The 13,585-nt window shown below is 44.3% G+C and carries 17 protein-coding genes; 12 read left to right on the forward strand and 5 right to left on the reverse strand.

The features are described 5' to 3' along the window. Positions 1-22 precede the first annotated feature (22 nt). The 3 genes from AC3B4V_RS03565 (at position 23) to sstT (ending at position 3,457) form a co-directional block, all read left to right on the forward strand. Complete coding sequence (locus tag AC3B4V_RS03565) at positions 23-331, forward strand: hypothetical protein (RefSeq protein WP_214804780.1); 309 nt, start codon at positions 23-25, stop codon at positions 329-331. A gap of 311 nt (positions 332-642) precedes the next feature. After that, positions 643-1,884: an MFS transporter gene (locus tag AC3B4V_RS03570; protein ID WP_214804782.1), complete on the forward strand. Its 1,242-nt coding sequence runs from the start codon at positions 643-645 to the stop codon at positions 1,882-1,884. A gap of 301 nt (positions 1,885-2,185) precedes the next feature. Next, on the forward strand, positions 2,186-3,457 hold the full coding sequence (sstT, locus tag AC3B4V_RS03575) for a serine/threonine transporter SstT (RefSeq protein WP_488377781.1): 1,272 nt from the start codon (positions 2,186-2,188) through the stop codon (positions 3,455-3,457). A 72-nt stretch (positions 3,458-3,529) separates the two neighbouring features. On the opposite strand, the gene AC3B4V_RS03580 is transcribed toward sstT, so the two are convergent. The 4 genes from AC3B4V_RS03580 to AC3B4V_RS03595 form a co-directional block, all read right to left on the reverse strand. Continuing rightward, positions 3,530-3,916, reverse strand: a complete 387-nt coding sequence (locus tag AC3B4V_RS03580) for a hypothetical protein (RefSeq protein ID WP_488377782.1) — start codon at positions 3,914-3,916, stop codon at positions 3,530-3,532. Between the two features lie 27 nt (positions 3,917-3,943). Then, the gene (locus AC3B4V_RS03585) at positions 3,944-4,420 is read right to left on the reverse strand and encodes a hypothetical protein (protein ID WP_488377783.1); all 477 of its coding nucleotides are present in this window, start codon (positions 4,418-4,420) and stop codon (positions 3,944-3,946) included. A gap of 90 nt (positions 4,421-4,510) precedes the next feature. Beyond that, complete coding sequence (locus tag AC3B4V_RS03590) at positions 4,511-5,287, reverse strand: phosphatidylserine decarboxylase (RefSeq protein ID WP_488377784.1); 777 nt, start codon at positions 5,285-5,287, stop codon at positions 4,511-4,513. Between the two features lie 129 nt (positions 5,288-5,416). Then, positions 5,417-5,728, reverse strand: coding sequence for a DUF2834 domain-containing protein (locus AC3B4V_RS03595; protein WP_488377785.1), 312 nt, complete (start codon positions 5,726-5,728; stop codon positions 5,417-5,419). A 191-nt stretch (positions 5,729-5,919) separates the two neighbouring features. On the opposite strand from AC3B4V_RS03595, the gene AC3B4V_RS03600 reads away from it, so the two are divergent. Both AC3B4V_RS03600 and AC3B4V_RS03605 read left to right on the forward strand, forming a co-directional pair. Continuing rightward, on the forward strand, positions 5,920-6,759 hold the full coding sequence (locus tag AC3B4V_RS03600; protein ID WP_488377786.1) for a hypothetical protein: 840 nt from the start codon (positions 5,920-5,922) through the stop codon (positions 6,757-6,759). A gap of 81 nt (positions 6,760-6,840) precedes the next feature. Then, positions 6,841-7,389, forward strand: a complete 549-nt coding sequence (locus tag AC3B4V_RS03605; RefSeq protein ID WP_488377787.1) for a TetR/AcrR family transcriptional regulator — start codon at positions 6,841-6,843, stop codon at positions 7,387-7,389. A 3-nt stretch (positions 7,390-7,392) separates the two neighbouring features. Here AC3B4V_RS03605 and AC3B4V_RS03610 read toward each other — a convergent pair whose 3' ends face one another. Then, positions 7,393-7,638 (reverse strand): hypothetical protein, encoded by a 246-nt coding sequence (locus AC3B4V_RS03610; protein ID WP_488378222.1) that lies wholly within the window; start codon positions 7,636-7,638, stop codon positions 7,393-7,395. Between the two features lie 82 nt (positions 7,639-7,720). Here AC3B4V_RS03610 and AC3B4V_RS03615 point away from each other — a divergent pair, with 82 nt between their 5' ends. The 7 genes from AC3B4V_RS03615 (at position 7,721) to AC3B4V_RS03645 (ending at position 13,576) form a co-directional block, all read left to right on the forward strand. Then, a complete protein-coding gene (locus AC3B4V_RS03615; protein ID WP_488377788.1) occupies positions 7,721-8,995 on the forward strand; it encodes a neutral/alkaline non-lysosomal ceramidase N-terminal domain-containing protein in 1,275 nt (424 codons plus the stop codon). 299 nt (positions 8,996-9,294) lie between these two features. Next, positions 9,295-9,543, forward strand: a complete 249-nt coding sequence (locus AC3B4V_RS03620; RefSeq protein ID WP_488377789.1) for a hypothetical protein — start codon at positions 9,295-9,297, stop codon at positions 9,541-9,543. 79 nt (positions 9,544-9,622) lie between these two features. Then, a complete protein-coding gene (locus AC3B4V_RS03625) occupies positions 9,623-10,102 on the forward strand; it encodes a DUF4825 domain-containing protein (RefSeq protein WP_488377790.1) in 480 nt (159 codons plus the stop codon). 143 nt (positions 10,103-10,245) lie between these two features. Beyond that, the gene (locus AC3B4V_RS03630) at positions 10,246-10,593 is read left to right on the forward strand and encodes a PadR family transcriptional regulator (RefSeq protein WP_050677757.1); all 348 of its coding nucleotides are present in this window, start codon (positions 10,246-10,248) and stop codon (positions 10,591-10,593) included. Beyond that, a complete protein-coding gene (locus AC3B4V_RS03635; protein ID WP_488377791.1) occupies positions 10,580-11,302 on the forward strand; it encodes a hypothetical protein in 723 nt (240 codons plus the stop codon). Before AC3B4V_RS03630 ends, AC3B4V_RS03635 begins: the two co-directional genes overlap by 14 nt. Before the next feature lie 10 nt (positions 11,303-11,312). Then, a complete protein-coding gene (locus AC3B4V_RS03640) occupies positions 11,313-12,098 on the forward strand; it encodes an ABC transporter permease (RefSeq protein ID WP_488377792.1) in 786 nt (261 codons plus the stop codon). After that, entirely contained in the window at positions 12,095-13,576 is a 1,482-nt protein-coding gene (locus AC3B4V_RS03645) for a hypothetical protein (protein ID WP_488377793.1), read from the forward strand. The genes AC3B4V_RS03640 and AC3B4V_RS03645 overlap by 4 nt, the downstream gene beginning before the upstream one ends. The last annotated feature ends 9 nt before the right edge of the window (positions 13,577-13,585 follow it).

Raw genomic sequence — 13,585 nt, forward strand, 5'->3', positions numbered from 1 at the left:
ATTGAAAAGAGGAAAAAGAGACATGGAAGTACAGTGGAACGATAAGACTATCCTTGAACTCATACTCATCGTCTGGGTGATCGGAGCCATCGTCATCATCGTGAGTCAGGCGCGGAGTAAGAAAAGTTTGAAAGCGAGCTTGATTAGCGGAACGATCATCAATCTTCTTTATACGACGGGCATTTCATTACTGTGGTTTTACACGATCGCAGTCGATGGGATCAGTCAGGTGTTAGTCGTCTTTTTCTTCGTCGGCATCTTTACGGTCCTTGAGTTTCTGTTTGTGATCGTTCTTTTGATCGTCAAACGCAAAAAAACAACTGTTTCTTGAGGAGTGTAATTTCAGTATTTCAACGTTTATTTCGAGAATCATCCGAAATTCAAGCGGACGATAGAAGGATTAGAGGCGATATCGTGTTGAATCGGAATAGATCAAAGAAGGAATCGTTTTTATGTACGACGCAAGGACATCTTCTACATAGTAGTAAACGTGCTTTTTCGTAAAGGCTCTATTTACGAAGAAGCATTTTTTCAAGGATCTAGTTAAATTAAATTGAACTTATTGCTTTACATTTTTCTTCCAGTCCTTTACGCTACAATAAAGTTCAATAAAATTTAACTATTGGAGAGAGGGGAAGGCGATTGAACAAGCAACTAGTCATCTTGCTACTTGGTAGAATTCTGATGAACATATCAGACAGCTTTTATATGATTGCCATCGTTTGGTTCGTCAAGACGACGACGAATTCGCCATTTCTGGTCGGATTAACGAGTACGATTGCTGTGTTACCTGTGACGCTTCAATTTTTGTACGGTCCGATCATTGATCGCTATTCGAAAAAGAAAATCCTCTTTTTCTCAGGCGTCGGGCAAGCCGTTTTGGTCGGAATCATCACCTTGCTTTATTTAAACGAGACACTCTGGATTCCATTGCTGTTCGTCATACTGTTTTTAGCGTTAACATTAGCGGAAATCTCGTATCCAACCGAAAATACACTCATCGAGCGGCTGGCATCAAAAGATCAGTTGACGAAGGTCAATTCGGTGTTCGCCTTTTCTTATCAAACGCTTGATTTGATTGCTGATGCGTTAGCAGGCATCGTGATTTTGTTTGTCGGCGTCGGAATCGTATTCGCTGCGAATAGTATCGTACTGCTAGGGATCGGGTTCTTATTTTTGCTCATACTCAAAGTACCATCTTCGAAAAAGGAACAACCCATTTCCTTACGAAACTTTTGGCAACAGTATAAGCATGACTTCAAGGAAGGGTTCTATGTCGTCCAAAAGCAAAAAAAGCTCTTGGCAATCGTATATGGCATCATCGGGATGAATTTTCTTGCGACGATGGGACTTGCGGTGTTACCGATCATTTCTGAGACATCAGCGGAGTATGGGTTTTGGTTAGCAGCGATTTCACTCGGAACGATGATCGGGACATTGGTATCAAGTCGTTTAGAGACATTTGCCCTCAATCGTGTCATACCGATTGCGGCGCTTCTATCCGGCCTTTTTTGGGTCAGTGCGTTTTTAGTGAAAGATGCCAGGGTACTACCCATCGTCTTATTTGGAATCGCTTGGATCGGAATTGGGGTGATTAGCATTTACCTGTATACGCTCATCCAAGTCAATCTTCCCTCGGACTATTTAGGAACAGGTTTTTCGTTTATCTCTTCTCTACTCGGATCCTTAAGTCCGCTCGGATATTTCGCGGGAGGCATGTTCGGAGAATGGTTTTCTAGTACGACGATCTTATTGATCTCTGGTATCGGCTATTTTGGCTTCGCTGGCTATTTCTTACTTCATCCGACACTTAGAGCGTTAACGACACCTGTCAGCACGAGATTCGAGAAGACTGCTGAAGAAAGAATAAAAGTCAATCAATAAATTCAAATAAAGTTAGTTTACATAATGAAGTAGGGGAAGGTACGCGTCTTCTTCTACTTTTTTTTGTAATTATGCAATCGATTGCATTCGTATGCCTGTTTAACATCAAGGAAAAGGAATCATATTTCTTGCAAAAACTAGTTTTTATTTCACACGATTTATGCAAAAATAGAACACAACAAACTGCGAGAATTTTTAGAAAAGTGAATGACTAGACTATTCATCCTTTTGAGTAGAAGAGAGAAGTCATCGTTTTTCGAATTCTAAATAACTTATTTTTTGTAAGCCTGGAGGGGAACGTATGAAATTGTTGAAGATGTGGAACCAAATCAGTTTAGTGAAACAAATCGCGATTGGCTTAATCGTAGGGATTGTTTTAGCCGTCACGATTCCTGAAGTAGCGAGTTCTTTGACCATCTTTGGAACATTATTTGTTTCCTCACTAAAGGCAGTCGCGCCGATTTTGGTCTTTTTCCTAGTTATGGCTTCGATTGTGCAACACAAAAAAGGTCAGCAAACGAACATGAAATCCATCGTCTTCTTATATCTGCTCGGTACATTTTTAGCGGGTGCGATTGCGGTCGTCGTCAGTTTCTTGTTCCCGGTCACGATTACACTGTCAGAAGGCGCAGAGAAGCTGTCAGCTCCTGGGAACGCCATCGAAGTCCTTAAGAAACTTGTCTTGAACATGGTCGACAACCCCGTCAATGCGCTCATTCAAGCGAACTACATCGGAATCCTGACATGGGCGATCGTCTTAGGACTCGCATTAAAAAATGCTTCCGACACGACAAAAACGTTCATCTCGAATTTCTCAGATGGTATCGCTAAGATGGTCGGCTGGATCATCAAACTGGCACCCCTCGGAATCATGGGTCTCGTCATCGGTTCAGTCACAGAGAATGGACTTGGTTCTCTCGGTAAGTATGTAGGATTATTGGGCGTATTGATTGGTACGATGCTTATCGTCGCACTCATTGTTAATCCATTGATCGTATTCATCAACGTCCGTCAAAATCCATATCCGCTCGTCTTTAAATGTCTACGTGAAAGTGGCATCACGGCATTCTTCACACGTAGTTCGGCAGCGAACATCCCAGTCAACATGGAATTGTGTAAGAAGCTCGGTCTCGATAAAGAGACATACGGCATCTCGATTCCGCTCGGTGCCACGATCAACATGGCGGGGGCGGCGATTACGATTACGGTTCTGACACTTGCTGCCGTCAATACGCTCGGGATTCAAGTCGATATTCCGACAGCCATCATCTTGAGTGTACTTGCTGCGGTCTGTGCATGTGGAGCGTCAGGTGTCGCTGGCGGATCACTTCTCTTGATTCCACTTGCATGTAGCTTATTCGGAATTCCGAACGATGTCGCGATGCAAGTCGTTGCCGTTGGTTTCATCATTGGGGTGTTGCAAGATTCATTTGAAACAGGACTCAACTCTTCGACAGATGTTTTGTTCACAGCTACAGCGGAATATCGCAAACGCTTGAAAGAAGGCGAGCAACTGTCAATCAATCGTCAGTCGATGAATGAAGCTGTTTCTGAAAAGGTCGTCAACGGCTGATCAGCTTTTCTATCATCATGATCTAAATAAGAAAAGGCATCCCAGCTGAGGATGCCTTTTCTTATAGACAAATTAACCTTCTCCTAAAGCAACGTACTTTTTTAATTTCCCTTTGAAACTCACGAGCAGAATTTCCTTTCTTTCTTCAGTAGAGTATAGGGAGGTACCCTTAGAGAGCTTCGTAGCAGTCCCATTATCAAAATCGTCTCTATCCGAACTTCTTCTTTTAATTTCTCCGACTTTTTCTTTCTGAGTGACTTCGGTTTTCTCTGCCCATGCTACATCTGATTTGTAGATCGTATCATTGAATTGAAAAATGTCTGCTTTAGCATCTTCTCCCAAGACTTCTGATGCTGTCGGTTTTTCACTAGTACTTTGCATTATCTCTTCATTATTACAACCACCTAATATCCATACAGTCATAATCGAGAAAGCGAATGATAAAACAACTTTTTTCATGATATAACCTCTTTCCTGTTTTGTAAGTTATTCCATGCCGATACACGTTAACGTCAACTGCTCTTCACGCTTGCCATCCCATTTGATTCGGATATGGTACGTGTCACTCGCTTTAAAGAGTTGTAAGGCGGCACTTGTCTCAAAGGTGGAGCCATCTCTTTCGGTTCCAATGAAACTTTGGAAATGGCTAGAGCGTTTAGCATGTTGACCATCTGACAATTGACTATCGACAAACCAAGTCACAGGTTTCTGTTGTTGTTCCATTCGTTTCAGGTCCTGTCCGATATATGTTAGGGCGTAGCCTTCGCTTACCCGGTAAGATAAAGGACGCTCTTTGACTTGCCGGACATGAATCACGGCGTTCCAGGATTCGCCTTTTGCCTGAAAGATGAGGTGTTCGGGTTCAGATGTTGCTGAAGCGCGGTGAATACCATAGAACGTGAAAAGCGTGAGGAACAGTAAGCATGCAATTAATAAGGTTCGCTTGAATAAGCGCTTGGACATGAAGGTCACCTCGGAACAGCAGTTTCCTTTAGTCTAGCAAATTCGGATATCTGTTCTACTCAGAATTCTATAAGAAAAGGGAATCTGTTTTCAGGATATCCAGCGTCCGATCTGCTCACCCATCTTGACGCGACGTTCGATGCCTGATGCGAGTTCGACGGTGTCCGGTGGCAAGACGAGGATGACAGTCGAACCGAATGAGAAGTAGCCGAACTCTGCACCACGCTCCAGCAGTCGTCCTTGATGTGTCTGAACAATCGTATTGACGTTCAGTGCACCGACCATGACGTGCTCGATCGCGCGGTGATCGACTTGCAGACGCGTGACCCGACGATAGTTGCGTGTCAGCGGACGTTTGCTGAATCGTAGCCCCATGTCATTGACGGGTGCCGAATCTCGCCCCAGTGTATAACTCGTCGTGATTTCGCCCGTGACTGGTGAGTGGACACGGTGATAGTCGGTCGGACTCAAATAGAAAATCAAGGCGACTCCGTTCGCGTAATCCTGGGAACGTTCGCTCGAGCCGATCAGCTCAGCAACGGTATAGTCCTGTCCTTTGATCGTAAACCGACTATCTTGCGTTAACGCCGGGACGATGGAGAGGACAGCGTCACTCGGACTGACGAAGGCATCCGACGCGGTTGCGATGGGTCGCATACCGGGACGTAACTCGCGTACGAAACAATCGTGCAGCGAGGTAAACGAATCAACAGACTTCAGCGCTTGATCCGTCTGAATGTGATAGGTGCGAATGAAAGGTCGGATGAGCGGTTTACTAAAGCGACTCATCGCAAACCGTTTTAGTGTGTTCGCAACAACGGGTCGAGCATTTAAGTGGATGATCGTATCAAAGATGGCTTTCTTCATGAGGTAAAAACTCCTTTAAGTTGTAATCTACCTCTTAGGATACGGTCGAATTCTGTTGATAGACGGAGTCGTTTTCTTAAGTTTGTCTTAATAAAAACACGTACCGAAGATGCGGCACGTGTCAGAACGTCATGATTTTCGAGTCAACAAATAGAGTAGAGGTCCGAACGCACCAATCGCGAGGGTGATGATTGCCCAAAGTGGAAAGCTTCGTCCCGTACGACGTGCATCATGACAGAGCCAAACGATGATGAAGAGGGCGCAGAGAATCAGGTCGACGAAAATCTGGAGCGTCGCCGTATTTTGTGTCGCTTCCGCAAAGATGCCAAGTACACCAAAATCAATTATCGAAAACGCAGTTAAAACAGCGAACGCGATCGTAATGATGAGCAATAAAGATTTCGGGATGGTGTCTACAAATGAAGCTTGAGATTCTTTCATAAAGGATTCTCCTTGAAAGTGTAGTGTTTACTACAAATAAATGTAGCATGTACTACAATCGAACGTCAATCGAGGATACGCAGAAGAAAAGTTATTACCCTGATCCGTCAAATAACGAAATGTGATGCTGTTCAATTTGGTATAATACGGAAAAAGAAACGTAGGATGACGAGAAGGGACGGAGCGAACATATGAAGGTAAAGCGATTGCGAACAATCTTCGCCTGTAGTGCGGCTGTAGCCGTATTGATGAGTGGAGCAAGTATCGGAAGTGGAAGCAGTCTTGTCGAAGCAAAAGTGGTCCAGACGAAAAAAGCGTTCGATTATAAAAAATACCGTGCCGATCAATTGAAGGTCATCACGAAGTACGGCAACATCTTATCGGATCTTAGCTCCAAATCCCCAATCAAAATTCCTTCTTATTATCAAAATGAAGCATATCGGACTGCGGTCGAGCAGTATAATCCGAAAGTAGAAAAATACGATTCAGATAACGTGAAGGAGTCAAGAAAAATCAGAGCGATGCGAGTCGATCTAAAAGCAGTCGATACATCGTCTGAGAAAAAAGCGTTCGATAAACGAATGGTCGCAATGAAAAAAGAAGTCAAACGACTCGTCAAGGTCGAGCAGGCATTAGCGAAGGAAAGCAAACCACTTTATCAAGAAGTCATGGATTACGAGCGACAACAAACGAAAGCGTTCATCGCCCAATATGGACCGATTGATCCGGCTTTGACGTTGATTAAATCTCTTCCATACGTACAGGAACTTGAGCGAAAACTGATCAAGAAAAAAATCAGTAAGCAAGACCGGATCGAGCGCGTAGATCAAGCAGCAGAGGCGATGGTACGAGAACGTGAGACGTCGAGTGAGCGCGTCGGACCGGAGCGTGGGAAAATGACGATCTTGATTTACGAGAATAAATTCGAGGAAGCAGCAGCTGTCTTTGAAGAAGCGAAACAGCTGACGAAAGACGAGAACGTCCGATTGGATCTTGCTTTTAAGAAGATCATCAATCGCTATTTAAAATAGAGCATCCTTCGTGGATGCTTTTTTGCATGGTGTCCGTTTCTTAAAATCGAGTATGATGGAAAGGGAAGGAGTCGATCGGATATGGATAAGTTTGAACAGAAGCGACAGGATTATACGCATCACATCGCAAAAGCGACGTTAGCATCAAGCATCAAGGAGATGAGTCTCAAGAAGATGGCGACCGCTGCCGGGACAAGTGATCGGATGCTGATGCATTATTTCAAGGATAAACAAGATATCGAAACCGCGGTGTTGACTGCGATTAGCCAAGAATTAATTGATTTACTACAGCAACCGGATCTAAAACTTGAGTTCACGGCATTCGTCCGTTTTCTGCGACAAGCAATCGATGAGCCACGAATCAAGCCGTACTTAAATCTTTGGTTCGAGATCACCCATCTTGCGACGAGTCAGGGGGAACCGTATACGTCGATCACGCGGACGATTGGGGAGTCATTCGACAACTGGATTAAACAGATTTATGTGCCGGCAGAAGGAGAAGATGTCGAACAGCAGACTGCGTTATTGTTCGTCTTCACGGAAGGGCTCGTCGTCTTGAATAAAATCGGCTTACAAGAGCGGATGGACGCTGCGGTTGAGGCGATGATTGATCTATACGAAAGAGCATGAATTTCATAAATCATCTTCGATTTCAATCCATACTTGATAGAATACCTCTGTATCGAGTGGGAAAATCGCGGTATGAACTCGAAATTCAGAGACTTGTGCTAAATAAAAGGCAAGAATCGTAGCAACCTTAAAGTCTGGCGTACCATAACCAGTAATCGACCGACCGTGGATCTCATTTGCAATCGAGTCTGCCCAAACTTCGGCTTCACGAAATGTCTCGAACTGCATTATCTCTTCCTTCCAACGAATCGCCATCTTCACGTCCTCCTCTACTGTAGTTAATGTTAGTATATGGAAGAAATAGTGTGTTATTTAAGGGGGAACGTCAAACATGAGTCGTTTTGGAATACATCAGGAAGTAATCAATCCGCCGCTCGGTGCCGCCTTCATCGGTTATCACCGAGAAGTCGGTATCGCAAGCATACACGATCCGCTATTTGTCACAGCGAGTATCTTTGAAAGTGAGCAGGCGACATCGGTTTTCGTCAGCATCGATAACATCGGATTGCTCGTCGCAGATACCGATACTATCCGTGAAGGCATCGCGGACCAGCTAGACGTGTCGAAGGAACAGATCATGGTCGTTTACACGCATACACATTCAGGACCAGCGACAGCAGGAAACGAACCATTGACCGTCGCCTATAAAACGATCTTGACGCAACAAGCGATCGTATCTGCTGTTAAGGCGAGTGAAGCGATGCAATCGGTCGAGATAGGGTGGGGTGTGACGCAGGGGAAACTCGGCGTCAACCGACGGGAGAAAAGAAATGGTCACGCGGTGATGGGGACGGATCCTATGGGTGCGACGGATGACCGAATCGGCACACTATTGGTTCGACATGCCGATGATGCGAGTCTCGTCGGAGCCTTCGTTTTCTGTACAGCGCATCCGAACGTCTTGAAATCAGATAGTGTCGTCTTATCCGGAGATTACCCGGGCGTCGCTCGAACGATACTCGAACAGGCACTCGGCTGTCCAGTCGTGATCGTCCAAGGAGCGACGGGGAACATCAATGCGAAATATCGCGGTGACCTAACAAGTCTACAGAAGATGGCGTTCGCTTTAAGCGGGCACGTCTTAACGATGGTCCCAGACGTGTCGTATCAACCGTTAACGCACCACCGGATTCAGTCGGTAATCTACCCAATGCGCTTAACAGAAGTACCGGCTACGAACGAATTACAAGACATGGCAACTTACGCTGAACAGACATGGGGCGTCAGCGCAGCACGCTGGTTGGCGTACGTTCAAGAACAATCGGGAGCAACTCTATCGATCCCGATCGAAGTCCAGTTACTTGAATTAAACGAAGGTTCATTCTCAGGTATACCGATGGAGCCGTTCTGTGAAACAGCGTTACAGATTCAACAGATCCGTCAAACGAAACTCGCATTCTTCGGAGGCTATACGAACGGTTACATCGGTTACTTGCCGACAGCGGAAGAACATCCGTATGGTGGGTACGAAGTGGCGATCAATCCAGTCGTCTACGGTCCAGTGACGGGTCTTTGGATGCCGCCTGTACCGGAAACAGCGAATGAAATCGTGAGGCACATCCGACAACTCTATGAAACGAACAACAACCCGGCTTCTCTCGTCTGAGAGACCGGGTTGTTATGATTACGATTTGATTTTTTTGATGATCCAGAATAAAGCGAAAACAAATCCGCATGTTAGGAAGATGAATAAAAAGAACAGAATGAGTAAGTTAGATAGATTTAACATCAAAGACCTCCGTCAATATGTATAGCTGATTTTCGAACTTTCGAATAGTAATAGAGTAACATAGCAATTAACAATATATAGTGAAATGACTTATTGTTTTTGATATTTCTTAAAGGGATTACTTATTATATGAACGAATAGTTATTTTATTCCATTTTAAAAGAGGGGGAAATATCATGATCGTCAAAAGATTTATTCTTAGTGTTATCATCACTTATTTATTCCTCAGTTTGCTTTTATACTTCAGCATCGGATATACGATTGATTGGATTCCGGAAGCAACTTTAGCTCAAAAGATAAAAGGGTACGCCTTTGAAGGGTTCACTCGGTTTAATTTTATTAAAGTTTTAATTGCTGTAGGTGTAGGTACTTTGTACAGCCTACTCTACCTAAAACCAAGATTACCGAGTTCCCCAAAGCGTTGATTTCCTTTATTTTGAAACTTTTCTTTGTTAAGTTCGTTTATTAAAATGTGAATGAGTCAACGTATTGGGGGAAATAAACATGAAAAAGACAGTTGGTGCAATCGTATTAGCAGGCGGCATGATGATACTCGCTGGTTGTGGAACAGCAGCGACACAAACCGATCTATTTAAGCAACAAGGTACATATTTAGGAGATAACAGTAACGTACGAGACATCGTCCAACAGCTACCGCATGGCGATCAGTTAAAGAAAATGGAACTGTCGACGAAAGATAAACCATATCAACTGACGTTACGTTATGCTGGATACGAAGAAGGACAGGTCGAACAAAAAAGTAATCGTACAGCAATCTACAATGCAACAGCACTGTTCACATTGATTCCGAATGTCGACCACGTCAACATGACGATCGAGGCTGCTTCGTATCACTTTACGAAACAACAGCTGCGCGATTGGTATGGAAAAGACTTTACGGCGTACGATAATGAGAAAGCGCTGAAGGCATTCACGAAGCCTTTTATCGAAGATTCGAAGAAAGTAAACGACTTATTGAACTAAATCGATTGGGCACGCTCTTGAAAAGGAGCGTGCTTTTTAATTGATTCATTCCCATAAGTTGTAAAAAGTACTTTGCATAACAGAGTAATTCAGTTTATTGTAAAGGTACTGATACATCCAGAATTAGGAAGGGGTTGGACGGGATCGAGATTGATAAGGAGTTATTAAAAGGGCACGTCGACACGATCATCTTGTCGTTGTTGAACGAACAAGACCGATACGGGTATGAAATCGCGAAGACGATCCGGCAAACGTCAGATGAGCAGTTCGAACTGAAAGAGGCGACACTCTACTTGTCACTCAAACGACTCGAGAAAAAAGGATTCGTCACATCCTATTGGAGTGACGAAGCAGCAGGCGGCGGGCGGCGTAAATATTATACGCTGACGCCTGAAGGAAAAATCCTTCTTGCGAAAAAACGACGCGAATGGCGTTTTCTGAAGCAACTACTCCCGAAGTTTCTTGAAGAGGGAGACGGTGCGCTTGAATAAACTCGATCATTTCGTCCGTGACTTGTATCAAGATGCGGATGTGACGGATCCGGAAATCATTGACGTCATGGAAGAGACGCGTAGCCATCTCGAACAATCGATGCGAGACTTGATGATTCAAGGTTATTCGGAAGAAGAAGCGACGAAGCTTGCCATGTATCGCTACGGTAGCAAGGAACATGTCGATCAGCTGTTGACGTGGGTCTATCGAAAAGAGCGGACGTTCGCTTCGTGGTTGCTCCGAATCGGGATCAGTATAGCTACTGCAACGATACTATGCTTTATCGGCACGATGATGTTGAGCCAGCATCAGTCACTCGCCTATGCGGATGCCTTTTATGGTAATGAACGCTCGATTGAAGCGTATGAACGTATTTTAGAAGATCATCTATTGCTAGTATCGATTTCTGGACAAGACACGGCGTCCTCACGTGATTTCACCATTCATAAATCGATTTGGTTACCGGAGTTGTTCACTTCACACGGCGTGTATCTGATTGACGAACAGCACCTGACGACGATAGAAAGCTTTGACGTCACGAAATTTGGTGCCGTGCTCGCGCTGATCGGCTTGACGATCTATCTCGTGACATCCGTCATTTGGAGCGTCATCAAGCTCTATCATGCGGGACGATTGCATCTGCTAAGTATCATATCAGTCATATTCTTTAACGTCCTAGGTTACTGGTTTTGGGCATTACGAAAATAGGAGGGGTCATATGTTGCAGCAAATCAAGCTCATTTGGTCGCAAGCATTCACGGTGAAACGATGTGTATTATATCTTCTGATCATTCTCGGCTTACCGGTGCTTCAATTCAGTTTCATTTATGAAGGCTATCAGTTCTTCTTACCGATCGAAGTGTTCGAGGAGACGCTATCAGGAACGATCCCGATGCTGTTTCCGGTACTAGTGGTCTTAATTTTCTTGCCAATCTTCATCGCTGAATACAAGGATAACTATCTTACATATGTCCGAACACGTGCGAGTCTAAAGGATTATCTGTTTGCAGTCGGTTTCGTCAATGCGATGCTGACAGGAATCGTATTCTTTTTAATGACAATCGTGACGTTCGTCCTCATTCATTATGTCGAACCAATCATCGGTCTCGTTGACTATTGGTCTCTCAGCGAAAAGACGTATGAGACCTCAAATGCATTTTCGTTCTTAGCGGACATTCATCCGTTACTCTATGCCGTCCTCTATGCTGTTTGGATTGGACTCAACGGAACCGCGTATGCGACGCTTGCTTATCTGTTGATTTTGGCGCTCGAACAAGTCTATCTCGCAATTTCGTTACCATTCGTCGCTTATCATATCTTCAATTTTGTCGCGGGTATCATGCAAGCACCACAGTTCTCGCCCATCAGTACGGTCTTTCCGTTCAATATCACGGAACAACCGCTTTGGACGGTGTTCGTACCGTTTGCTATTTTGGTTGTTGTTAACATTACGCTCTATCTGACGATGATTCGACCGAAACCGGAGTGGATCTTCCAATCATGAAGAGGACACGAAACATTTCAATTGTACTGAATAGTCTATTCATCCTCGTGATCAGCTACGTCGCATGGTATAGACGACAAGAAGTTCTGTCCGAGGCACAAGAATTCGGCAAAGATGTCAACGCGTGGGACATCACATTTACGATTCAAAATGATATGTACCTAATACTCTTTTTCCTGATGCCGTTACTGCTGTTCCTCTCGTTTCGAACGATTGAACAGCAGTATGAACCGACGATTTTGATTCGGGTTGGCTCATTTCGGAACTGGGTGTACTACTCGACAAAACGGTATGTACGCGCTGTTCTGACACTGTTTGGATTCGTCTTGTTGCTGAGTCTTCTTAGTGCCGTTGATCAATCGTTTACGTTGCAGTGGAGTCCTTACAGTCAACTTGCAACGAGTGGTAACATAAGTCATTATCTCGTTTCATCTTTCCATTCACCCCTGTCAGTGATTTTCTTACAATCGATTCTGTGGTTGCTTGCGAGCATTGTCCTACATGGATTGATGTGTCTTGTGTTTCTGTTGCATGAAAAACGTAATGGCTTGTTGCTACAGGTGGCAGGGGTAGTGTTTTGGTGTATCTTTAGTTTTAAATCATCGTTTGGAGTAGGAGAGTTTTTTTCACCCGCTGTGTATTTCTCTGTCGGGGCTGTATCCAATATAATGCATCCTTTGATGGCACTCGTTATCCTCAGTCTCGTGATCGCACTGATTTATTTATCGGTCCAATGGATTCAATCGCTCCGTCAACTATTGACTTCGCAAAAGGTATTATTACCGTATCTAGTCTATGCGATGCTTGCTAGTCTGTACATCTTCCTCAGTAGTAGTCGAGCGTCAACTGAGCTGCAAACGATTGGTGATCTGTTCGTCGTCGTGTTTTACGGTGTCAGTGCGGAGGACAGTTCGTTTCTGCAACTCGTATCGCATCTGATCCTTTTCTTCGGACTCGCTTACTTAAGTCAATTGAGTCTGCAGGATCAAATGACGGCAATCGGACCATACACGTGGATGCGTTACCAACGACTCGAGAAATGGGCACTGCATGTCTTCGTAAGGGAAGGACGTTTTTTTCTACTTGCTCTCTCACTTCTAATCCTCGGAACGATTGTAATCGGAATGCTGCAAGGCGTATCGCTATCGCTTTCGACTAGCCTTTTATCGATTTCACCGATGCAATTGCTGCTGCAACTGTTTGGCATCTCGATGCTACAATTAATGCTTTATTCTCTTTTCAGCTTCATCTTGCTGTGGCAATTCCCAGATGGATACGCGATGCTCGGTTTGTTCGGCGTCTTATCGGTTTTCTTACTGCCCAACTTCAATCGGTATGGCATCTTTCCGTCCGGATTGAATGGATTTGCCCAATTGCAGTCGTTTAGTCTGACACACCTCTTGATCGTTTTGTTGTTCTACGTTGGGCTTTCACTTGTCTGGTTATATGTTCTGTTTCAAAAAAGCATACGAATATAAGGAGGATGT

It is taken from the genome of Exiguobacterium sp. E17S, from assembly GCF_057772545.1.

Coding starts and splice junctions, on each gene's coding strand:
- AC3B4V_RS03565 (WP_214804780.1), top strand. CDS start 23: ATGGAAGTACAGTGGAACGATAAGACTATCCTTGAACTCATACTCATC.
- sstT (WP_488377781.1), top strand. CDS start 2,186: ATGAAATTGTTGAAGATGTGGAACCAAATCAGTTTAGTGAAACAAATC.
- AC3B4V_RS03580 (WP_488377782.1), bottom strand. CDS start 3,916: ATGAAAAAAGTTGTTTTATCATTCGCTTTCTCGATTATGACTGTATGG.
- AC3B4V_RS03585 (WP_488377783.1), bottom strand. CDS start 4,420: ATGTCCAAGCGCTTATTCAAGCGAACCTTATTAATTGCATGCTTACTG.
- AC3B4V_RS03590 (WP_488377784.1), bottom strand. CDS start 5,287: ATGAAGAAAGCCATCTTTGATACGATCATCCACTTAAATGCTCGACCC.
- AC3B4V_RS03595 (WP_488377785.1), bottom strand. CDS start 5,728: ATGAAAGAATCTCAAGCTTCATTTGTAGACACCATCCCGAAATCTTTA.
- AC3B4V_RS03600 (WP_488377786.1), top strand. CDS start 5,920: ATGAAGGTAAAGCGATTGCGAACAATCTTCGCCTGTAGTGCGGCTGTA.
- AC3B4V_RS03605 (WP_488377787.1), top strand. CDS start 6,841: ATGGATAAGTTTGAACAGAAGCGACAGGATTATACGCATCACATCGCA.
- AC3B4V_RS03615 (WP_488377788.1), top strand. CDS start 7,721: ATGAGTCGTTTTGGAATACATCAGGAAGTAATCAATCCGCCGCTCGGT.
- AC3B4V_RS03620 (WP_488377789.1), top strand. CDS start 9,295: ATGATCGTCAAAAGATTTATTCTTAGTGTTATCATCACTTATTTATTC.
- AC3B4V_RS03625 (WP_488377790.1), top strand. CDS start 9,623: ATGAAAAAGACAGTTGGTGCAATCGTATTAGCAGGCGGCATGATGATA.
- AC3B4V_RS03640 (WP_488377792.1), top strand. CDS start 11,313: ATGTTGCAGCAAATCAAGCTCATTTGGTCGCAAGCATTCACGGTGAAA.
- AC3B4V_RS03645 (WP_488377793.1), top strand. CDS start 12,095: ATGAAGAGGACACGAAACATTTCAATTGTACTGAATAGTCTATTCATC.